General features: G+C 56.8%; 17 protein-coding genes and 3 pseudogenes. 6 read left to right on the forward strand and 14 right to left on the reverse strand.

Annotation, left to right across the window (positions count from 1 at the left end):
- The first annotated feature begins 43 nt into the window (after positions 1-43).
- Positions 44-1,273 carry a phosphoglycerate dehydrogenase gene (gene serA / locus BM395_RS17595; protein WP_069902288.1) on the forward strand — a complete coding sequence of 410 codons (1,230 nt, stop codon included), beginning with the start codon at positions 44-46 and terminating at the stop codon, positions 1,271-1,273.
- Positions 1,274-1,357: 84 nt separating this feature from the next.
- Here serA and BM395_RS17600 read toward each other — a convergent pair whose 3' ends face one another.
- The 3 genes from BM395_RS17600 to BM395_RS17610 all read right to left on the reverse strand — a co-directional run bounded on the left by BM395_RS17600 (position 1,358) and on the right by BM395_RS17610 (position 3,073).
- Positions 1,358-1,792, reverse strand: a complete 435-nt coding sequence (locus BM395_RS17600) for a DUF4399 domain-containing protein (protein ID WP_069902287.1) — start codon at positions 1,790-1,792, stop codon at positions 1,358-1,360.
- Positions 1,793-1,916: 124 nt separating this feature from the next.
- Positions 1,917-2,414: a 2-thiouracil desulfurase family protein gene (locus tag BM395_RS17605; protein WP_090514280.1), complete on the reverse strand. Its 498-nt coding sequence runs from the start codon at positions 2,412-2,414 to the stop codon at positions 1,917-1,919.
- 35 nt (positions 2,415-2,449) lie between these two features.
- On the reverse strand, positions 2,450-3,073 hold the full coding sequence (locus BM395_RS17610; RefSeq protein ID WP_090514283.1) for a 2OG-Fe(II) oxygenase: 624 nt from the start codon (positions 3,071-3,073) through the stop codon (positions 2,450-2,452).
- Positions 3,074-3,157: 84 nt separating this feature from the next.
- Between BM395_RS17610 and BM395_RS17615 the strand changes: the two genes are divergently transcribed.
- Positions 3,158-3,925 carry a DUF2059 domain-containing protein gene (locus BM395_RS17615; protein WP_090514286.1) on the forward strand — a complete coding sequence of 256 codons (768 nt, stop codon included), beginning with the start codon at positions 3,158-3,160 and terminating at the stop codon, positions 3,923-3,925.
- 4 nt (positions 3,926-3,929) lie between these two features.
- On the opposite strand, the gene bipL is transcribed toward BM395_RS17615, so the two are convergent.
- The gene (gene bipL, locus BM395_RS17620; protein WP_090514289.1) at positions 3,930-4,868 is read right to left on the reverse strand and encodes a phospholipase BipL; all 939 of its coding nucleotides are present in this window, start codon (positions 4,866-4,868) and stop codon (positions 3,930-3,932) included.
- A 118-nt stretch (positions 4,869-4,986) separates the two neighbouring features.
- Between bipL and BM395_RS17625 the strand changes: the two genes are divergently transcribed.
- Positions 4,987-5,574 carry a DUF6436 domain-containing protein gene (locus BM395_RS17625; RefSeq protein ID WP_069902282.1) on the forward strand — a complete coding sequence of 196 codons (588 nt, stop codon included), beginning with the start codon at positions 4,987-4,989 and terminating at the stop codon, positions 5,572-5,574.
- A 94-nt stretch (positions 5,575-5,668) separates the two neighbouring features.
- On the opposite strand, the gene BM395_RS17630 is transcribed toward BM395_RS17625, so the two are convergent.
- Positions 5,669-7,885, reverse strand: coding sequence for a membrane-bound PQQ-dependent dehydrogenase, glucose/quinate/shikimate family (locus BM395_RS17630; protein WP_170860618.1), 2,217 nt, complete (start codon positions 7,883-7,885; stop codon positions 5,669-5,671).
- A gap of 306 nt (positions 7,886-8,191) precedes the next feature.
- Between BM395_RS17630 and BM395_RS17635 the strand changes: the two genes are divergently transcribed.
- Together BM395_RS17635 and BM395_RS17640 are read left to right on the forward strand one after the other, a co-directional pair.
- Complete coding sequence (locus tag BM395_RS17635; RefSeq protein WP_090514295.1) at positions 8,192-10,573, forward strand: penicillin acylase family protein; 2,382 nt, start codon at positions 8,192-8,194, stop codon at positions 10,571-10,573.
- Between the two features lie 195 nt (positions 10,574-10,768).
- A complete protein-coding gene (locus BM395_RS17640) occupies positions 10,769-10,984 on the forward strand; it encodes a hypothetical protein (protein ID WP_090514298.1) in 216 nt (71 codons plus the stop codon).
- Positions 10,985-11,085: 101 nt separating this feature from the next.
- Here the strand turns inward: BM395_RS17640 and BM395_RS23875 are convergent.
- Together BM395_RS23875 and BM395_RS23880 are read right to left on the reverse strand one after the other, a co-directional pair.
- A pseudogene (locus BM395_RS23875) lies at positions 11,086-11,451 on the reverse strand (methyl-accepting chemotaxis protein); the annotation flags it as partial.
- A gap of 168 nt (positions 11,452-11,619) precedes the next feature.
- A pseudogene (locus tag BM395_RS23880) lies at positions 11,620-12,441 on the reverse strand (PAS domain-containing protein); the annotation flags it as partial.
- A 467-nt stretch (positions 12,442-12,908) separates the two neighbouring features.
- Here BM395_RS23880 and BM395_RS17650 point away from each other — a divergent pair.
- Positions 12,909-13,352 carry a YtoQ family protein gene (locus BM395_RS17650; protein WP_090514301.1) on the forward strand — a complete coding sequence of 148 codons (444 nt, stop codon included), beginning with the start codon at positions 12,909-12,911 and terminating at the stop codon, positions 13,350-13,352.
- 88 nt (positions 13,353-13,440) lie between these two features.
- Here BM395_RS17650 and BM395_RS17655 read toward each other — a convergent pair whose 3' ends face one another.
- The 7 genes and pseudogenes from BM395_RS17655 to BM395_RS17685 all read right to left on the reverse strand — a co-directional run bounded on the left by BM395_RS17655 (position 13,441) and on the right by BM395_RS17685 (position 21,824).
- The gene (locus BM395_RS17655) at positions 13,441-14,322 is read right to left on the reverse strand and encodes an ABC transporter permease subunit (RefSeq protein ID WP_069902277.1); all 882 of its coding nucleotides are present in this window, start codon (positions 14,320-14,322) and stop codon (positions 13,441-13,443) included.
- Positions 14,319-15,200 carry an ABC transporter permease subunit gene (locus BM395_RS17660; RefSeq protein WP_170860623.1) on the reverse strand — a complete coding sequence of 294 codons (882 nt, stop codon included), beginning with the start codon at positions 15,198-15,200 and terminating at the stop codon, positions 14,319-14,321. Before BM395_RS17660 ends, BM395_RS17655 begins: the two co-directional genes overlap by 4 nt.
- Before the next feature lie 26 nt (positions 15,201-15,226).
- Positions 15,227-16,369 (reverse strand): polyamine ABC transporter ATP-binding protein, encoded by a 1,143-nt coding sequence (gene potA / locus BM395_RS17665; RefSeq protein WP_069902275.1) that lies wholly within the window; start codon positions 16,367-16,369, stop codon positions 15,227-15,229.
- A gap of 52 nt (positions 16,370-16,421) precedes the next feature.
- Positions 16,422-17,515, reverse strand: a pseudogene (locus BM395_RS17670) (polyamine ABC transporter substrate-binding protein).
- Positions 17,516-17,782: 267 nt separating this feature from the next.
- Positions 17,783-18,877, reverse strand: a complete 1,095-nt coding sequence (locus tag BM395_RS17675; RefSeq protein ID WP_090514307.1) for a polyamine ABC transporter substrate-binding protein — start codon at positions 18,875-18,877, stop codon at positions 17,783-17,785.
- Between the two features lie 158 nt (positions 18,878-19,035).
- The gene (locus BM395_RS17680; protein WP_090514490.1) at positions 19,036-20,409 is read right to left on the reverse strand and encodes an aspartate aminotransferase family protein; all 1,374 of its coding nucleotides are present in this window, start codon (positions 20,407-20,409) and stop codon (positions 19,036-19,038) included.
- A 56-nt stretch (positions 20,410-20,465) separates the two neighbouring features.
- The gene (locus BM395_RS17685) at positions 20,466-21,824 is read right to left on the reverse strand and encodes a glutamine synthetase family protein (protein WP_069902273.1); all 1,359 of its coding nucleotides are present in this window, start codon (positions 21,822-21,824) and stop codon (positions 20,466-20,468) included.
- Between the last annotated feature and the right edge of the window lie 25 nt (positions 21,825-21,849).

Consider the following 21,849-nt stretch of genomic DNA (forward strand, 5'->3'; position numbering starts at 1 on the left):
GCTGACTTCCGTGACACTTAATTGTGGGACAACAGGTACTCCGATGAGCAAGACCTCTCTCGACAAGAGCAAGATCAAGTTCCTTCTTCTCGAAGGCGTCCACCAAAATGCTGTGGACACTCTGACGGCTGCTGGCTACTCAAACATCGAGTACCTCACCGGCTCGCTGCCTGAAGCAGAACTGAAGGAAAAGATCGCCGAGGCGCATTTTATCGGCATTCGTTCACGCACCCAGCTCACCGCTGAGGTGTTTGACTGCGCCAACAAGCTGGTTGCAGTTGGCTGTTTCTGTATTGGCACCAATCAGGTTGATCTTGACGCTGCACGTGAGCGCGGCATCGCCGTTTTCAACGCACCGTACTCGAATACCCGTTCGGTTGCCGAACTGGTACTGGCTCAGGCCATCTTGCTGCTGCGCGGCATCCCTGAGAAGAATGCTTCCTGCCACCGTGGCGGCTGGATCAAAAGCGCGGCCAACTCCTTCGAAATCCGCGGTAAAAAGCTGGGTATCGTTGGTTATGGCTCCATTGGTACGCAGCTGTCGGTTCTCGCCGAATCGCTGGGCATGCAGGTGTTCTTCTACGACGTAATCACCAAGCTGCCGCTGGGTAACGCCACCCAGATCGGCAAACTGCACGACCTGCTGGGCATGTGCGACATCGTCTCGCTGCACGTTCCGGAACTGCCATCGACTCAGTGGATGATTGGCGAGCCGGAAATTCGCGCCATGAAGAAGGGCGGCATCCTGATCAACGCGGCGCGTGGCACCGTGGTTGAGTTGGATCATCTGGCAGCGGCAATCAAAGACGAGCACCTGATCGGCGCGGCCATCGACGTATTCCCGGTAGAGCCACGCTCTAACGCCGAAGAGTTCGAAAGCCCGCTGCGCGGCCTCGATCGCGTGATCCTGACTCCGCACATCGGTGGCTCGACTGCCGAGGCTCAGGCCAACATTGGCCTGGAAGTCGCCGAGAAGCTGGTCAAGTACAGCGACAACGGCACATCGGTGTCTTCGGTCAACTTCCCGGAAGTGGCTCTGCCATCGCACCCGGGCAAGCACCGTCTGCTGCACATCCACGAAAACATTCCGGGTGTGATGAGCGAAATCAACCGTGTGTTCGCCGAAAACGGCATCAACATCTCGGGTCAGTTCCTGCAGACCAACGACAAAGTGGGTTACGTAGTAGTCGACGTCGACGCCGAATACTCGGACCTGGCGCTGGAAAAACTGCAGCACGTCAACGGCACCATCCGCAGCCGCGTACTGTTCTAATTCCGAACAGTTGTAACGGCTGAAACGAGAAGAGGGAGGCTCAGGCCTCCCTCTTCTCGTTTCAGCGCAGCAAACGCCGTGGATTTACTTGACGGTGATGGTGATTTTGTCCGACAGCAGCGGCGGATCGAATGGCACGTGGCCTTTATCGCCCAACAACAGTTGCAGGGTGTGCTGGCCCGGCTCGAGCGTCAGCTCAGTTTCAGTCTGGCCACCGCCATAGTGAATAATCTTGTCGGTGGCGGGGATCACCTTGTCCATCGCCGGCAATGTGTCCTGGTCGATCAAAAGATGGTGGTGCCCGGTATTGGGGGCATCCGTACCCGCTGGCGCAACGTTCATACCGCTGATACCGAACTTGACGGTGAACGTCTGGCTGACGGTCGCACCATCAGCTGGCTCCACGATATATACCCGTGCATCTTCCATGGCCTTGGCTCTTGGCGCTTCAGCCAAGGCAGGGCTACTGACGGCAAACAAAAGGGCGGCTAGCCCGAGAGTGGGCATGACTACTTTCATAACAGACTCCGTGTCTTTTGGTTGAGTACAATGGACGGCAAACCCCGCCAATCGTTCAGCGTAACTACGCTATCGCCAAGTGTAGGCGTCATCCAAAAGATACGCGCGGAATCGGCTGAAATACCTATTCCAGAGCAGATTCAAGCGCAGCCAACGCCAAACTGGCCTGCGCCAACTGGGTTTCATTGAAGACCTGCACACCCGCTCGCTGCAACAGCGCCGCGGTAACACCCTCGCCCGCCACCTTCACGCCGCTAAAACTGCCGTCGTAGTTCTCCAGGTTGCCGCACGACGGGCTGCGCGCTTTGAGTAGCGCCAAGCCAATCCCGTGTTGGCGAACCAGCTCCAGCGCCTGCTGCGCGCCACTGACAAAGGCTTCGGTGCAATCTTCGCCATCAATGGTCAACACCCTGAGCAATCCGTCCAACACCTGCGCTCCTTGTCCGCCAGCAATCTCTGCCGGCGGGCGTGGCGTTGGCAAGCCGCCAGCCACTTCAGGGCACAGCGCGATGACCCGGCCTTCTGCCTGCCATTGCTGCAACAGATCGAACGGCCCATGCGCACCGCCGTCATAGCGCACGCGATGACCAAGCAGGCAACGACTGACCAAGATTTTTTGCACAGCAAGCTCCTGCATTTACTCGAATGGCAAAGCTATCAGAACGTATCGGCGCCGCGCCGACGGAACCAACCGGCTAACGACAGACGCTCACGGGTGGCCGGCAAGACTTCGTGGGGCATATCGGCCGACATGAAAACCACCAGGCTGCCGGCCTCTGGCCGCACGTCGCGGGTCTCGCCATCCGGCAGGTACAGGCGCAGTTCGCCGCCAAAGTCGTCCTGCCATTGTTCATTCAGATAGAGCACGACCGAGACCGTGCGCCGGTCGTCATCGCGAAAGCGGTCGAGGTGCTTTTTATAAAAAGCCCCTGCCGGATAGAAAGCGAAGTGGCTTTCATAGGAATCCAGACCGAGAAACAGCTGCTGATTAAGCGCGATCCGCAAGCCGTCGATCAATTGCAGATACGCATCGGTGGGGGCCGACTGCCCCGGCTCCAGCCACTCGATCTGATCGCCGCGGATCGCCTCGCGGATCTCCTGCCCGGCACCGCGCCCCACTCTGGCGGGGCTCAGAGCGCCATTTTTTACCCGGGCACGGCACTCTTGGGCCAGTTCGGCTGTCAAAGTCTGACTAGCAAAACCGGGCAGCAGCGACCAGCCCTGCGTGGCAAGGTCATCAATAATTACTGCAAAGGGCATATCAGTGGTATCGGTTGTCATGCGTATAATTCTATCAGTCTCGTTGCCGCGCCTCGATATGCTTCTCCGCCCTTGAAATCAGTGCCCGCCAGACAGGAGTCTTTAATGCGCGCGATCTTCACCGCTCTATTCATGCTACTGAGCTTGCCGGCTCTGGCCGATGTGCACACTGATCTGTATAAGGCCGCCGGCTGGGCGCAACAACGGGCCAATTTCAATGACGCACTCGCCGCCGCGCAGCAGCGCTATCGCCAAAGCCTGCCACCCGCGGTGTATGACGCACTGGTGAGCAACAGCAATCAGCGATTCGCACCGCAAGCGATGGATCAGCGCGCGCAGCAAAGCTTTCGCGAGAATCTGCACGAGCCGCAGTCGGCCCTGCAATTCTTCGAGTCACCGCTGGGCCGCAAGGTCGTCAGCGCCGAGCAACTGGCTACGCGCAAGGATCAACTGGCGAAATATGCCAACGGCCTGCCCCGCGTTGATGCCAGCGACAGTCGCCGCTTGTTGATCAGCCACCTCGCGCAGGCCCTGCCCGCCAAGGAAGCCGGCGCCGAAGTGAGCCTGGCGCTGGCCGGCGTGGCCGCAGACAGCCTGAGCCAGATGATCCCCGGCTTGCTCGGCGGCGACACCGCGCAAAGCATGCTCAACAGCCAGCGCCAACGCCTGATGGGTCAGATTGGCACTGATCTGGACAACACCTTGCTGTTTGTTTATCGCGACTTGTCCGATCCTGAGCTGGATGAGTTCATCACTTTCGCCGAATCGCAGGCCGGTAAAGACTATTATCAGGCCGCACTCGCCGCCGTGCGCGCCGGCCTTGCCGTTGGCCAGAGCACATCCAGCCTGAATCAGGCACCGCAAGGTATCTAACTGCTCAGCGATTGAGTTGTTCGGTGAGAAAACTGAAGTACTCAGCGCGAAATTCCGCCGACTCATTGGCCAGATGATGGCGCGCCTGCTTGATACGCAGCACACGCGGGCCGGCAAATTTGTCGGCCAGCACCTGCAGGTTATACGGCCAGTCTACCGTGCGGTCTTCCTCACCCTGTACCACCAACGGCCGCCGTGGACTGCGCGGGGCGTTCTCGATACGCGGCACCCAGCGCCCCAGCGCACCGACCCAGGCAGTCGGCAAGTCGCGTGGCTGTAACGGGTCGCGATTACGCAGGAAGTCGAGAAACACAGGGTCATGTGAGTTATCACTGAAACGCCGCTCTATCTTGCTCACAAACGACTTGAGCAGCAGATAACTGAGCTTCGACCAACCCCAGGCCCGCGGCCGGACCAACGGCGCCAGCAGAATGGTCTCACCGATATCACTCTGCGGATTTGCCGTCAGCAGGTAATCAATCAGGATCGCGCCGCCAGTGCTCTGGCCAAACAGGTGCAAAGGTGCCGGTAGCTGCAACTCACGAACCAGCTCAATCGCAGCCTCCAGCACGGCCTGATACTCGGCGAAGTCGTTAATACTGGCGCGGGTGCCGCTGGATAAACCATGCCCGGGCAAGTCGAGCGCCATAACGGCCAGATTCTGCTCCAAAGCCCAGCGCATGACATGGCCATACAAACCACTGTGGTCGTAATAGCCATGCAGCAAAATCAGTGTCGCTCTTGGCTGCTCAGGCAGCCAGAGTTGCGCGGCAATGCGGTAACCACCCGCATCAAAGTAACCCATGCGCGCATGTGCTGCCGGTAATTGCTCAAGGCCGTAGAACGCCCGATAAGCCAACTCTTGCGGCAATGCCTGGGCGGGCGCGGACGTTAACGGGCGAAGACCTGCGACTAAACGCTCAGGCTTAAATTGCTCTAGCATGCAGCGATCCATAAATCAGGCGGGGTAAGCAGGCATCCAATGCACTACAACGAACTGCAGATATTCTGCTGCCAGACGCATCGTGGCAAGCTATGCACCCCAGAGATAGAACCTTGTCATGCCTCGATTCAGCCGTAAAACCTTACTGGCCTGCGTAATAGCAGGCGTATCAGTGATAGTGCTAATACTCGCCTTTAGCTGGTTCGAAGCCCGCTATGTGCGCTCATTCAGTGAACGTACGGCGATATTTTCCGGCGATCAATTGCAATTACCCGCCGAGTTAGCCGGCCCCGGGGCAATTCGCATGGTGCACTTCTGGGACCCGGCCTGCCCCTGCAACGTCGGCAACCAACAGCACCTTGCCGAGCTGGTGAAAAATTTCACACCGCTGGGCGTTGAGTTTTTTGCCGTGCAAAAGCCCGGCAGCCACGGCGAATTGCCCGCTGATCTCAAAGCGATCAAAGCCTTACCCGCTCTGCCGGGTTCAGCCGATTTGCCAGCCAGCCCGGCGGTAGCGATTTGGGACCGTGAAGGCAAGCTGGCCTATTTCGGTCCTTACAGTTCAGGCATTACCTGCAATTCGAGCAACAGCTTTATCGAGCCGATACTCAATGCGCTCAAGGACGGTCGCAAGGTACACGCCAGCAACAACATGGCAGTCGGCTGTTTCTGTGACTGGAAGCCGGCCGAGAAAGCCGAGCCATGAACATGACGTCCTAGCGCCAGCAAAGCTGTCTGGCTGCACGTAAAAACCCCGGCAGAGCACTGAGTGCGCTGCTGGGGCTGAAGTTACTGACGCCCTACTGCTTGGTTTTTTCCGGCAGCGCGAAGGCCACCAGATAATCACCGCGATCATTCGGGTTATGCGGCGCTCCGGCGGCGTTAACCACTATGAACTGGCGCCCTGACTTCTTATCGATGTAGGTGATAGGTGTCGCCTGACCGCCAGTCGGGATGGCGCCTTTCCACAGTTCCTCACCCGTTTCAACGTCATAGGCGCGCAGATAGTAGTCCTGCGTACCTGTCATAAACACCAGCCCGCCACTTGTGGTCACCGTGCCGCCCAAGGTCGGCAAACCCACTTTAATCGGCAACCTTGTCGCAATACCAAACGGCCCGACCTCTTCGGCAGTGCCTACCGGCCGCTGCCAGACCACCTTGCGCGTTGCCAGATCAATCGCCGTTAAAGTGCCAAAAGGCGGCTGCACACAAGGCACGCCAATCGGCGACATGAACATGTTGAGCTTGAGCCCATAAGGCGTGCCGTATTGCGGGTTCCACTCGCCGTGAGGTTTAGCCCCGCCAAGGGACTTCATGACCTTGTCGATCTCGCCGCGCGGCATCAGGTTGGTGCGAATCGGCATGCGCAAATCATTGACGATCAGAAGATTACGCTCCTGATCAATGGATGCGCTGCCCCAATTGAAGCCACCATAATTACTCGGAAATTGAATGATCGGTTTCAGGCTTGGCGGCGTGAAATCGCCCTTGTAGATGCTCTTCTTGAACATGATGCGGCAATAGAGCTGATCCACCGGCGTAATGCCCCAGGCGTTGGTTTCGCTCAAGCCTGCTGCGCCAATCGCCGGCATGCCTACCGAATAAGGCTGAGTGGGCGAGTAGCGTTCACCTTTAACATCACCGGCAGGCACCGGACGCTCTTCAATTTTGGTCAGCGGGGTTCCGTCACGCCGATCAAAGGTGAAAATCTGACCGCGCTTGGTCAACAGAATCAGCCCCGGTACGGTTGTGCCGTCCGGCATGGGAAAGTCCACCAAGGATGGCTGTGACGGAATGTCGTAGTCCCAGAGGTCGTGATGCACTGTTTGAAACTTCCAGCGCTCCTTGCCCGTGCTCAGGTCAACGGCAACGATTGAGGAGGAGTAATCATCCATCGCCTTGGTGCGCGGGCCGCCGTAATAGTCCGGGGTCGCGTTACCGGTTGGCAGGTAAACCAAGCCGAGATCCAGGTCATAAGACATTGGCGCCCATATATTGGGCGTACCGCGGGTATAGGTTTCGCCTGGCGGTGGCAGCTTGTCGATTTTCGCATTGCCCAGGTCCCACGCCCAATCCAGCTCACCCGTGCCGGCATTGAAGGCGCGCACAACGCCTGAAGGCTCGCCAACCGACATGTTGTCTGCCACCCAACCACTGAGCAAAATCTTGTCGCCCGCGACCATCGCCCCTGAAGTCTGCATATAGAAACCGGGCTTGGCTTCGCCAATACCCTGCTGCAAGTTGACCACGCCGTGGTCACCGAAGCTTTCGCAGAGTTCACCATCGCTGGTCTTGATGGCCAGTAAACGCATATCGATTGTGGCCATGACAATGCGCGTGCCGCAGGCGTCGGGCTTGGGCGGCTTGTACACGGCAACACTGCGGCAACGGTTCCAGAACGGCGCTTCGGCTTTCGGATCAAACTGCCAGCGGGTTTTACCCGTGTCGCCATCCAGTGCGGTCAGGATGTTGCGCGGCGAACAGTGATAAACCACGCTATCGACATACAGCGGAGTGTTCTGGTTTTCGTCGCCAAGTTCGGCAATATCGCCATGACGGGTAGTCCAGGCCACTTTTAACTGATCGACATTATCGACGTTGACCTGATCAAACGGCGCATAGCGCGTGCCTTCACCTGTGCGTCCGTAGTCGGTCCATTCGCCACCTGTGGCAGCGGTCAGGTCCGTCACCTTACCCGGCGTAAACGCTACGGTGTTCTGCACAATACCGTGCGGTACGAACATCCCGGCCAACGCTGCAATAAAAACGCCCAGAAGAGCAACGCCAGCAATCACTGCGCCTCGTTTGAGCGCAGCCGAAGCCGGTGAAAACAGCGGAACCAAGAGCAACGCAATGATTGCCAATACCAGATGCACGAGCGTGCGCGGCACCAATGCCCAAAAGTTAAATTGCACCTCGGATACTGCCCAGACCAGCGTGAGCGCAAAGAGCGCCATGAGCAGGCCAAAACAGCGCACGAGTGCACTGACAGGTTTATGCGAACCAATCGAAGTCATTAACAACATCCTTGTAATAAATCACTTGGTGCGGAGGGCGGATTTACCTGAAACGACTGTACATAGAAAGTTACTCATTACCTGACGCCAACCGGCCACACGCCTCGGCAGAAAAGTTAATCGCCTAATAACCAGACGTAAGAACTGTGAACCCTTTACCAGACAGGCAGACCTGCACGCTTGATAAGGCCATCAGCCATCATTCAGCATGCTGATAAGCTGTTAGCCGATTGACCTGTTATTTTCAGTCATGGTGTATTGCCAGGCTGTTAGGAACCAATCGCCCAATAATAAAAAGGACTTGCGATGAAGCGCACTCTGACTGCACTTGCCATCATCATTGGCGTGGCCGCCGCTGGCGGCGCCTGGTACGTCACCAGCAAACAACCAACCCGCGACGGCAGCGTCGATCTTGCGCACCTGCAAGCCCCCGTCAGCGTTGCTTATGATGAGCGCGGTGTGCCGCATATTCAGGCCCAGAACGAAGCCGACATGTACCGCGCATTCGGCTTTGTGCATGCGCAGGATCGGCTGTTCCAGATGGAATTGATGCGCCGTCTGGCGCGCGGCGAATTGGCCGCGGTTCTGGGTGACAAACTGGTGGAAACTGATCGATTGTTTCGCACCCTCGGCATCCGTCAACATGCAGATGCCTACGCTCAGGCGATGGATACCAGCCTGCCTTCATACAAAGCCCTGCAAGCCTATCTGGATGGCATAAACCAATATCAGGGCAGCCATCCAGCGCCGGTAGAATTCGACCTGCTGGGCATCGAGAAGCGCCCGTTCACCGTCGCCGACACCATCAGCGTGGCCGGCTATATGGCCTACAGCTTTGCCGCTGCATTTCGCACCGAGCCGGTACTGAGTTTTGTGCGCGACCAGCTCGGCGCCGATTATCTCAAGGTCTTCGACCTCGCCTGGCATCCACAAGGGGTAATGGGCCAGCCGCTGGCCAGCAGCGACTGGCAGGATCTCAACAGCATCGCTCAATTGAGCAATAACGCACTCGCCGAGGCCGGCTTGCCGCAATTCGAGGGCAGCAACGCGTGGGCGGTTTCGGGCAGCCGCACTGCCAGCGGCAAGCCATTGCTGGCGGGCGATCCGCACATTCGCTTCTCGGTACCGGCGGTTTGGTACGAAGCCCAACTGAGTTATCCCGGCTTCGACTTGTACGGCCACCATCAGGCCCTCAACCCGGTTGCATCGCTCGGCCACAACAAGGACTTCGCCTGGAGCATTACCATGTTCCAGAATGACGACCTCGACCTGATCGCCGAGAAGGTCAATCCGCAAAACCCCAATCAGGTCTGGTATCAGGGTGAATGGACCGACCTGCAAACACGCAGCGAAACCATCGAAGTCAAAAACGGCGAACCAGTCCAACTGACGCTGCGCAGCTCAAAGCACGGCCCGATCATTAACGATGCGCTGGGTAACACAGTCGGCCAAACCCCGATCGCCATGTGGTGGGCATTTCTCGAAACCGACAACCCGATTCTCGACGGCTTCTACAAGCTCAACCGTGCAGACACGTTGAGTAAAGCCCGCAGCGCGGTGGAGAACATCGAAGCGCCGGGGCTTAACGTCATCTGGGCCAATGCCAAGGGCGATATCGGTTGGTGGGCTGCGGCCAAACTGCCTCGCCGACCTGCCGGGGTGAACCCGAGCTTTATTCTCGACGGCGCCAGCAGCGAGTCGGACAAACTCGACTTCTACCCGTTCAGTGACAACCCACAAGAAGAAAACCCTGCACGCGGCTACATCGTCTCAGCCAACTTTCAGACCGTGTCGCCAACAGGCATAGAAATTCCGGGCTACTACAACCTTCCCGACCGTGGTCAGCGCCTCAATCAACACCTGGCCGATAGCAGCGTGAAATGGGATCAGAACAACAGCCGTGCCTTGCAACTCGAGACAGGAACGGGCTATCCCGCTCGACTGCTACAGCCGATTATCAACGACCTGCAAGCCGCCGCTGCGGATGACCAGGAACGCGCATTGGTCGAGCAGCTCGCCCAGTGGGACGGCGACCATACGCTCGAATCGGTGACGGCGACTGTATTCAATCAACTGGTCTACGAAATCGCCCGCCACGGCATGGCTGACGAACTCGGCGAAGCCTTTTTCAACAACCTGATCGCCACACGCGTGCTGGATATCGCGCTGCCGCGACTCACGGCAGACGAGCAATCGCCCTGGTGGGATAACCGCAACACCGATGCTGTGGAAAACCGCGCCAGCACCATCAAGGCCGCCTGGCAGGCGAGCATGCAGCACCTCAGGCAAACGCTGGGCGACAACCCTGCCGACTGGCAGTGGGGTAAAACTCACACCCTCACCCACAACCATCCACTGGGCCAGAAAAAGCCGCTGGATCGCCTGTTCAATATCGGCCCGTTTGCCGCCCCCGGTGGTCATGAGACCCCGAACAACTACGCCCACAAAATCGGCCCCGCGCCCTGGGATGTTAGCTACGGCCCATCAACCCGGCGCCTGGTCGACATGGCTGATGCCAGCAAGGCCATCGGCATCAATCCAGTTGGGCAAAGTGGCGTGCCATTCGATAAACACTTCAGCGATCAGGCCGAACGCTACATGCGCGGCGAATACGTGCCTATGCACCTGAGCCAAGACGATGTCGCCGCCCACACCGAAAGCACCCTGACGTTAAAGCCGGTCGAGTAACGACTGTGCTGATGCGCAACAACCGACGCCCGGGTGGAGCGAATGCGAAACCCGGGATGTTTTTGAGTGCAGCCAATAACGACGCCAGCCACAGCAAAATCTCGTACCTGATTACGGATCTAATTGGTCGGACTGCAATCAAAAGGAAATATCTGCGCCCTACAGTACAGCCTCGATTTTAGGAGTAGCCCTCTCGTGAGCCGCACAACTCGAAATATCTGCAGAACCCTTGATCAGGTTGCCTCAAACAACGAGGACGCCGCTGTGGCGATGATGCGTGCCGCCGAGCGGATCAGTGACGAGGTGCTCAAGCAGCAACTGTTCAACCTGATCCACCGGCTTAATCTCGATGCATCACAACTGCGCTTCACCCGCGAAGAAATAGCCAACCAAGGGCTTAAGCGCGCCTGATAGTGCCGGACACTCAAGAAAGGCTAGTGCGCAATCCGCAGCCGATGCCCGCTAAGCCTTGAAGGCCAAGCCCGGCAAGGGCTGGCCTTCGGGCTCTGAATTTATTGCAGGCGCAAGCTTGAGCTGAACTGGCTGATAGCATCCACAACATGCTGCGAGCCTTGCTGGATTTCCAGAATCACCTCGCCCGCCTCGTTCGCCAGCTCAACACCTACGCTGGTGCGACTCAGGCTGGACTGCATGCTCTCTACAGCTGAGCGTGAGAGTTCGTTGTTCTGGCGCACCACTTCTACAATTTCCAGCGTTGCCTGACTGGTGCGCGCAGCAAGACTGCGCACCTCGTCTGCAACCACTGCAAAACCGCGCCCATGCTCGCCGGCCCGCGCCGCTTCGATCGCCGCGTTAAGGGCCAGCAGGTTGGTCTGGTCGGCAATTCCGCGAATGGTCTGCACGATGCTGCCGATCACTTCAGACTGCTTATTCACCGCATCGATACTGCGCGCGGCCTGATTGAGATTGCTGGAAATCTCTTCGATCACCTCAACTGTCTGGCGCACCACAGCCGAACCCTTCTTGGCGCACGCATCGGTCTGTACCGACGTGGCATGGGCGGTGTCTGCGGCCGCTTGCTGAGAGGTCATTTGCTCGGTGATGTCACTGGCGAATTTGACGACCTTGTATAAGCGCCCCTTGGCATCAAAAATCGGGTTATACGAAGCCTCCAAAAATACCTGTCGGCCATGGCTGTCGACGCGCGAGAAGCGCCCGCTGAAGTATTCCCCGCGATTCAATGCCGCCCAGAACGCTTTGTAGCCAGGGGATTCGCGCTCTTCGCGCGAGCAGAACATGCTGTGATGCTGGCCAATCACCTCGGCCGGCTTGTAATGCATGGCGCTGTAGAAGTTCTCGTTGGCCTTGATAACCCGGCCATCCGGACTGAACTCGATGACCGCCATCGACCGGCCAATAGCCTTCAGCATACCTTCGCCTTCACGCTCACGGTGAACCCGCTCGGTGATGTTGGAAGCCACTTTGATCACACTGGTGACCTGACTTTGGGCGTTTTTAACCGGCATATAGCTGGCTTCGAGCCAGATTTCCCGGCCACTCTTGTCCAGCCGCATGAAGGTGCCACTGAGCGGCTTGCCCGCCGCCAGATCGAGCCAGAATTGAGCGTATTCAGGGCTGCGATACTGCGACTCTTCGCAGAATACCCGGTGGTGCTTGCCGCATACCTCATCAGCGCCGTAGCCCATCACAGCGCAAAAATTGTCGTTGGCACTCAACACAATGCCATCTGGGCTGAATTCGATCATTGCCATTGAGTTGCTGATCGCGGCCAACTTGGCGTTGAGTTCACAAACCGTCGCGTTGCAGCGCTCGCATTCGTTTTGGTAGTGCTTGCGTGCTGAGTTGAACATCCAATCATCCTCATAGCTGAAAGCAAATAAATGCATGACCAGGCGATTTTTATAGGCCAGCTCCGGCGCTGCACTCCTGCAACACGGGGACTGACAACTGTTCTTACCGGGTAAATCAATCAACAACCGAACACGTTTTGGCGCGGGCCCTTTTGCCCATCGGCGCAGACAGATGACAGAACTTGATCTGTCCGCCGGCGACTGGCAAACAAAGGCGCTATGACTAAAGATCTCGACCAAGAAATGTAATTCTTTATGTATCTCGTCGGCAAATGCAGCGTACTAGCCATCAAATGGCCATCATGTGAACCAATGCGCATTTTGGTACGTGCGTACTTATATTAGAAGCCATTTTTTCGGCGTCAATTTTAATCAGGCACAAAGCTGGACACCCCGCGCCCCAGCCGTTAGCGTGACTGCCCGTCCGAAAACCAAACGCCTCGCCTACCCGAACCGTTCGGTTTTCATCGAATACACGATGACCCTGAAGGGAACAGACAATCATGAGCTTGAACGTATTTTTATCCGGCGAGATCCACACCGACTGGCGCCAGCAGATCATGCAGGGCGCACGTGAACTGGGGCTCGACATTACCTTCAGTTCGGCAGTGACCGACCACGACAGCAGCGATGCGGCGGGTGATGTGCTGGGCGCAGAAAGCAATCCGTTCTGGCGCGACCACAAGTCGGCCAAGGTCAACGCGATTCGCTGCAAGACCCTGATCGAACAATGCGATGTGGCAATCATTCGCTTCGGTGACAAGTACAAGCAGTGGAACGCCGCATTTGATGCAGGCTACTGCGCAGCGCTCGGCAAGCCGTACATTACCCTGCATGGCGAAGACATCATCCACCCGCTGAAGGAAGTGGATGGCGCTGCAATGGCCTGGGCACAAACGCCCGGTCAAGTTGTCGAGCTGTTGCAATACATCACCCGCAACGCCTGATGACTGCGGGCTGAAATGCTGCTTGCCGACTGAATGGCAGGCAAAAAAACGGGCCGTGAAAACGGCCCGTTTTTTTGTGTGAAAACCCTTAACCAGCGGCTTTCGCTTCAGGTTTGTCCTGCTGCCAAGTGGCTGCAGCACCTTCTTCAATCGCTTGCTGAACGGCCTTGCGGCGTTTTTCTTCAGCGCGACGGGAGATGATCCAAACCAGGAATGTCGCCGCCGATACTGCCAGCAGAATCAAACTGGCAATCGCGTTGATTTCCGGCTTAACCCCCAGACGTACCGCCGAGAACACTTCCATCGGCAGGGTTGTTGAACCCGGCCCGGAAACGAAGCTGGCCAGTACCAAGTCGTCCAACGACAGTGCAAAGGACATCATGGCACCGGCTGCCAATGAAGGCGCGATCATGGGGATGGTGATCAAAAAGAACACCTTCAATGGCTTGGCGCCAAGGTCCATGGCCGCTTCTTCGATCGACATGTCCAGCTCACGCAAGCGTGAAGACACGACCACCGCCACGTAGGCTGTACAGAACGTGGTATGCGCGATCCAGATGGTCACGATACCGCGCTCCTGCGGCCAGCCGAGAATCTGCGCCATGGCCACGAAAAGCAGCAGCAGCGACAGACCGGTGATCACCTCAGGCATAACCAGCGGTGCAGTAACCAGTCCGCCGAACATGGTGCGGCCCTTGAAGCGCGTCACGCGGGTCAGCACGAAGGCTGCCAGTGTGCCGAGAATCACTGCCGAGATCGCCGTGTAAAAGGCGATCTCCAGCGAGCGCAGGACCGCGCCGATCAACTGACGGTTATCGAGCAGGCCGACATACCACTTGACCGACCAGCCACCCCATACCGTTACCAGGCGCGAGCCGTTGAACGAGTAGATGACCAGAATCAGCATGGGCAGATAGATGAACAGGAAACCGACCCAGAGCATCATGTTGGAGAAACTGAAACGCTTCATGCGCGGCCCTCCATTTCTTTGGCCTGGTTACGGTTGAACAGAATGATCGGCACGATCAGCAATGCCAGCATCACTACTGCCAATGCGGAGGCTACCGGCCAGTCACGGTTGTTGAAGAACTCTTGCCAGAGGATCTTACCGATCATCAGGGTTTCCGGACCGCCAAGCAGCTCAGGAATAACGAACTCGCCCACTGCCGGAATGAATACCAGCATGCAGCCGGCAATGATGCCGTTCTTCGACAGCGGCACGGTGATCTTCCAGAAGCTGTTGAATGTGCTGGAGCCCAGATCTGCCGCAGCTTCAAGCAAGCTCTGATCATGTTTGACCAGGTTGGCATAGAGCGGCAGCACCATGAATGGCAGATACGAATAAACAATACCGATGTAGACCGCGAAGTTGGTATTGAGGATCTGCAGCGGTTCGCTGATCAAGCCCACGCTCATCAATGCACTGTTGAGCAGACCGTTGTTGCTGAGAATTCCCATCCAGGCGTAAACGCGGATCAGAATCGCTGTCCAGGTCGGCATCATGATCAGCAGCAGGAACACTGTCTGCATCTCAGGCTTGGCGCGCGCAATGGCGTAAGCCATCGGATAACCGATCAACAGGCAGATCAGGGTGCTGAAGAACGCCATCTTCAGCGAGCCGAGATAGGCGGCCAGATACAGCTCATCTTCGGTCAGGAAGATGTAGTTACCCAGGTTGAGAATGATCGACAACTGGCCTTCAGCCCAGGTGTAAATCTCGGTATACGGCGGAATGGCAACGTCGGCTTCGGCAAAGCTGATTTTCATCACAATGATGAAAGGCAGCAGGAAGAACAGGAAGAGCCACAGGAATGGCACACCTATTACAAAATGCCGGCCTTTGGGCATTCGCCGGCTAATGCTTCGGGAAATGTTCATGAGCGCAACGCCACCCCGCTATCGTCCTCCCACCAGACGAAGACCTGGTCGTCCCAGGTAGGTCGTGCGCCGCGTCGCTCAGCGTTAGCAACGAAGGACTGAACAATCTTGCCGCTTGGCAACTGAACGTAGAACACCGAGTGACCGCCCAGATAGGCGATATCGTGAACGACGCCACGCGACCAGTTGTATTCGAAGGCCGGCTGCTCGGTGGTAACCAACAGCTTCTCGGGACGAATCGCATAGGTGATGGTCTTGTCTTGCACCGAGGTGCTCACACCGTGGCCCACGTAAATATTGCGCTCGAGGTCCGGGCTGTCGATCAACGCGTAGGCTTCGGAGTCATCAACCACCACGCCGTCAAACAGGTTGACGTTACCGATGAATTCACAAACCAGGCGACTGGTTGGCGTTTCATAAATATCAATCGGGCTGCCAATCTGGGCAATCCAGCCCAAGTGCATGATCGCAATCCGCTGGGCCATGGTCATGGCCTCTTCCTGATCGTGGGTCACCATCACGCAGGTTACGCCGACGCGCTCGATGATTTCGACCAGTTCAAGTTGCATCTGCGAACGCAGTTTTTTGTCCAGTGCGCCCATCGGCTCGTCGAGCAACAGCAGCTTCGGGCTTTTAGCCAGCGAGCGCGCCAGTGCCACACGCTGGCGCTGACCACCTGAAAGCTGATGCGGCTTACGCTTGGCGTACTGCGACATCTGTACCAGCTTGAGCATCTCGGCGACGCGCGCCTCAATGTCGGCCTTGGGCATTTTGTCCTGACGCAGACCGAAGGCAATGTTTTCCGCCACAGTCATGTGCGGGAACAAGGCGTAGGACTGGAACATCATGTTGATCGGGCGCTCGTAGGGCGGCAGATCAGTGATGTCTTCGCCGTCGAGGTAAATGCGACCCTCAGTCGGCCGTTCGAAACCGGCCAGCATACGCAGCAGCGTTGACTTACCCGAGCCGGAGCCACCCAACAGGGCGAAGATTTCGCCCTTGTTGATGGTCAGGGAGACATCATCGACAGCGATGGTCTCGTCAAATTTCTTGGTTACTCGATCAATCTTGACCAGCACTTCTTTCGGTTGCTGATCTCCCTCGAGTACCTTTTTATAGGTGCTTGAAGCCACTGCCATTACGAAACTCCCGGAAAACGCGCCCTCACCTTTGAGGAGGGGCGCTTAATAATTATTTGCCCGACTTGATCTTGGTCCAGCTGCGTGTCATTACGCGCTGAATCTTGCGCGGCATCTCAGCCTGAATGAACAGTCTGTCCAGGACTGCTTGCGGTGGATAAACCGCTGGATTCTCACTGACTTCTTTATCCATGAACTCCCGGGATTTCAAATTCGGGTTGGCGTAGCCAACGTAGTTACTTACCTGCGCGATTACTTCCGGCTGGAGCAAGTAGTTGATATATGCGTGGGCTTCCTTGACGTTCTTGGCGTCTGCCGGAATCGCCATCATGTCGAACCACAAGTTGGCACCTTCTTTCGGAATGGCGTAGGCGATTTCGATACCCTTGCCAGCCTCATCAGCGCGGTCAGCCGCCTGAATCACGTCACCGGAGAAACCAGCCGCCACACAAATGTTGCCATTGGCCAAATCACTGATGAATTTGGACGAGTGGAAGTAAGTTACGTACGGGCGCACTTCCAACAGCTTGGCTTCGGCTTTCTTGTAGTCGTCCGGATTCTTGCTGTTCGGGTCGAGGCCCATGTAGTTGAGCACGGCCGGGATCATTTCATCCGGCGAGTCGAGGAACGAGACGCCGCAGGTGGTGAGCTTCTTCATGTTCTCGGGCTCGAACAGCACCGCCCATGAATCGATATGATCCACGCCCAGCACTTCCTTGACCTTGGCCACGTTGTAGCCAATGCCGTTGGTGCCCCACAGATAAGGCACTGCGTACTGGTTGCCCGGATCATTGGTGTTCAGTTGCTTGAGCAGACGCGGGTCAAGATTGTCCCAGTTGCTCAGCTGCTGCGATCAAGTTTCTGGAACGCGCCAGCCTTGATCTGCTTGCCGAGGAAGTTGTTCGACGGCACCACAATGTCGTAGCCGGTGTTGCCCGACAGAAGCTTGCCTTCAAGGGTTTCGTTGGAGTCGAAAACGTCATAGCCAGGCTTGATGCCCGTGGCTTTTTCGAAGTCGGCCAGCGTGGTCTCGCCGATGTAGTCGCTCCAGTTATAGATATGCACAGAAGACTCGGCTTGAGCTCCGGCGATCAGGCCGAGTGTCAGCGCAGTTACGGTAAACGTCTTGCTGAAGGGAATCTGCATATTTAAGTCCTTTTGTACGTACCGGTTGGCTCGGCCGCACTTGATTCGTCTTGGATTTATTGTGTCCATAACAGCGGCCTGTTGGCCGATCATTGGTAATCGAACGCCACCCTTTGTGGATGCTCCAGAACTGCGACTTAGCCCATCACAGTTACTTTATCGGACCGCTGGCTTGCGTGTATTGCAAACCTCAACGGCTGGCTCAGCACTCGATAACCGACAACCACTGGGCGCCGCACAGGCGCCGCCCAGTAACTGCATTGCCTGTTAACGACCTGACTTGACCTTGGTCCAGCTGCGAGTCATTGCACGCTGAACTTTCGGGCTCAACTCGGAGAAGGTGTACAGCTTCTTGGAAGCCTCTTCAGTCGGGTAGATGCCAGGGTTGTTACGGATTTCTTCGGATACCAGCGGCGTAGCAGCGCTGTTGCCGTTCGGGTATGCCACGTAGTCAGAGATCGGCGCGATCACTTCAGGCTTCATGATGTAGTTCAGGAAGGTGTAAGCCTCCTCTGGATTCTTGGCATCAGCCGGAATCGCCATCATGTCGAAGAACGCAGCCGCACCTTCTTTAGGAATGGTGTAGGAAACTGGCACACCGTTCTTGGCTTCTTCAGCGCGCGCTTCAGCCTGGAAAACGTCGCCAGACCAACCCAACGCCACGCAGATGTTGCCGTTAGCCAGGTCGGAGATGTACTTGGACGAGTGGAAGTAGGTGATGTTCGGACGAATTTTCAGCAGCAACTCTTCGGCCTTCTTCACGTCTTCAACGCTTTGCGCGATCGGGTTCAGACCCAGATAGTGCAGCGTTGCAGCGTAAACTTCTTCCGGAGCGTCGAGCATCGACACGCCGCAAGACTTCAGCTTCTGCATGCTTTCTGGATTGAACAGCACTTCCCACGAGTCGATTTTGTCGGTGCCCAGAGCGGCTTTGACCTTCTCAGGGTTATAGCCGATACCGGTAGTGCCCCACAGGTAAGGGAACGCGTACTGGTTGCCCGGATCAGCGGCTTCCAGCGCCTTGAGCAGGTCTGGGTTGAGGTTTTTCCAGTTTGGCAGCTTGGATTTATCCAGCTTCTGGAATACGCCCGCCTTGATCTGTTTAGCCAAGAACTGGTTCGAAGGTACAACGACGTCGTAGCCGGAGTTACCCGAAAGCAGCTTGGCTTCCAGCGTCTCGTTACTGTCGAAAACGTCGTACACAACTTTGATGCCGGACTCTTTCTGGAAGTTGTCCAGGGTGTCTTCAGCGATGTAGTCAGACCAGTTGTAGACGTGCAGCACTTTATCTTCAGCCTGCGCTGCACCCGCTACAGCCCCAGCCAGCGAAAGTGCGAGAAGAGTTTTGCCGAATAATGTCATGCGTACAGCTCCTGTTGTTTTATAAGTTATTCCAGAAGGCGGCGCAGCCTGTCTGCACCACCCCTGGTGAGCCTGGCCAACGCACTGGCGCAGTCTTGCAAGTTCGAGGGGCTTTTTACAACACTCAGATGCACATTGAGTGTTGTAACCCCGCGTTCTTAACCTGCTATCTCAGCCAACGTCAGATCCAAGCACTGACGGGCCTTGCTAACCAGTTCGTCGATCTCGGCGTTGCTGATAACCAACGGTGGCGAAATAATCATCGTGTCGCCTACAGCTCGCATAATCAGACCATTGGCAAAGCAATGGGTACGGCAAATCATGCCCACACCCTGATCGCTTGAATAACGCTCACGGGTTGCCTTGTTCTTCACCAACTCAATGGCGCCGAGCATGCCAACACCGCGAACTTCACCCACCAATGGATGATCAGCCAGCTCACGTAAACGTTTCTGCAAATACGGTGCCGTCTCGGCTTTTACCCGCTCAATAATTTTTTCTTCGCGCAGGATTCGCAGGTTTTCCAAACCAACAGCAGCCGCAACCGGGTGCCCGGAATAGGTGAAGCCGTGGTTGAAATCGCCGCCCTGATTAAGCACTTCAACAATCTCGTCACGGACGATCAGGCCACCCATCGGGATGTAACCGGAAGTCAGGCCCTTGGCGATGGTCATCATGTCCGGCGTGTTGCCGAAGAAGTCGCTGCCGAACCATTCGCCGGTACGGCCGAAACCGCAGATAACTTCGTCCGCCACAAACAGAATTTCGTACTTGGCGAGGATTTCACGCACTTTCGGCCAGTAGGTATCTGGCGGAATGATTACGCCGCCCGCGCCTTGAATGGGCTCGGCAATGAATGCGCCGACGTTTTCTTCGCCGACTTCGAGAATCTTCTTCTCCAGTTGCTCGGCCGCCCAGATGCCGAACTCGTCCGGCGTCATGTCACCGCCCTCGGCAAACCAGTATGGCTGCGGGATGTGAACGATGCCCGGAATTGGCAGGTCGCCCTGCTCGTGCATGTAGGTCATGCCGCCCAGGCTCGCGCCCGCAACGGTTGAACCGTGATAGCCATTGACCCGGCTGATGATAACTTTCTTGTTCGGCTTACCCTTGATCGCCCAGTAATGACGAACCATGCGCAGCATGGTGTCGTTACCTTCCGAGCCGGAGCCGGTGAAGAACACATGGTTCATGCCTTCCGGCGCAACAGCGGCAATCTCTTTCGCCAGCTCAAGCGCAGGCGGAGTCGCTGTCATGAAGAACATGTTGTAGTACGGCAGCTCCTGCATCTGCTTATAAGCAGCTTCGGCCAGTTCCTTGCGGCCATAACCGATGGCGACACACCACAGGCCGGCCATGGCATCAAGAATTTTGCTGCCTTCGCTGTCCCACAGATAAACGCCTTCGGCCTTGGTGATAATCCGCGGTCCGACCTCAGCAAGCTGTTTGAAGTCGCTGAACGGAGCCAGGTGATGGTCACGGCTCATGGCCTGCCATTCAGCGGTTTTCGGGTTGTTCACTTGGTTGGTCATATCCACCTCAAAAAAATAATCAGGATGGGTGCCGGCCGCAGCCAGCACCCCGCCCCTCAAACAGACAGCAGCAGGAATTCGCGCTCCCAAGAGCTGATTACCCGCTTGAAGTTCTCATGCTCGGCGCGTTTTACCGCGACGTAGCCACTGATGAACTTGCTGCCTAAATACTGCTCTGCAAGCTTGCAGTTTTCCATGCGTTCCAATGCCGCTTCCAATGTCAGCGGCAGGCGCAGGTTACGGCGCTCGTAGCCGCGACCAACAACTGGCGCGCTTGGCTCAATTTTTTCAACCATACCGATGTAGCCACACAGCAGGCTCGCCGCCAAGGCCAGATACGGGTTGGCGTCAGCACCGGCCAAACGGTTTTCAACACGACGGTTTTGCGGGTCGGCATCCGGCACGCGCAGGCCCACGGTGCGGTTCTCTTCGCCCCACTCAACGTTTACCGGTGCCGAGGTGTCCGGAAGGAAACGACGGAACGAGTTAACGTTAGGCGCGAACAGCGGCAGCAGCTCAGGAATCAGCTTCTGCAGGCCACCGATGTGGTGCATGAACAGCTCACTCATTGAACCGTCTTCATTAGAGAAGAGGTTCTTGCCAGTGGCCTTATCAATGATGCTCTGGTGCACGTGCATTGCACTGCCCGGCTGATCGGTGATCGGCTTGGCCATGAAGGTTGCGGTGACATCGTGCTTGAGCGCGGCTTCACGCATGGTGCGCTTGAATACCAACACCTGATCCGCCAGGTGCAACGGCTCGCCATGACGGAAGTTGATTTCCATCTGCGCCGGGCCTTCTTCGTGGATCAGCGTGTCGAGGTCCAGGCCCTGGATTTCACACCAGTCATACATGTCTTCAAACAGCGGGTCGAATTCGTTCGCCGCATCAATCGAGAACGACTGACGACCAGTTTCCGGGCGACCCGAGCGGCCCAAAGGCGCTTCCAGCGGGAAGTCAGGGTCGCTGTTGCGCTTGGTCAGGTAGAACTCCATTTCTGGCGCCATGATCGGCTGCCAGCCTTTATCGGAGTAGAGCTTAAGCACTTTCTTGAGAATGTTGCGCGGCGACAATTCAATCGGATTGCCTTGCTTGTCGTACGTGTCGTGGATCACCTGTGCGGTGGGCTCAATGGCCCAAGGCACCAGGAACACTGCGCTCTCGTCGGGACGGCAGACCATATCAATGTCAGCCGCGTCGAGCAGGTCGTAATAGATGTCGTCTTCGACATAGTCGCCGGTCACAGTCTGCAGCAGCACACTCTCGGGGAGGCGCATGCCTTTTTCTGCAATGAACTTGTTTGTCGGCGAAATCTTGCCCCGGGCGATGCCGGTAAGATCGCTGACCAGACACTCAACTTCGGTGATTTTGCGTTCTTTCAGCCAGCTGGATAGCTGGTCTAGTTTGGTGCTCATAGAGACCTCAGGGTTTGAGAGACGG

The sequence above is a fragment of the Pseudomonas marincola genome, from assembly GCF_900116605.1.
In the GTDB taxonomy this organism is placed as follows: Bacteria; Pseudomonadota; Gammaproteobacteria; order Pseudomonadales; family Pseudomonadaceae; genus Aquipseudomonas; species Aquipseudomonas marincola.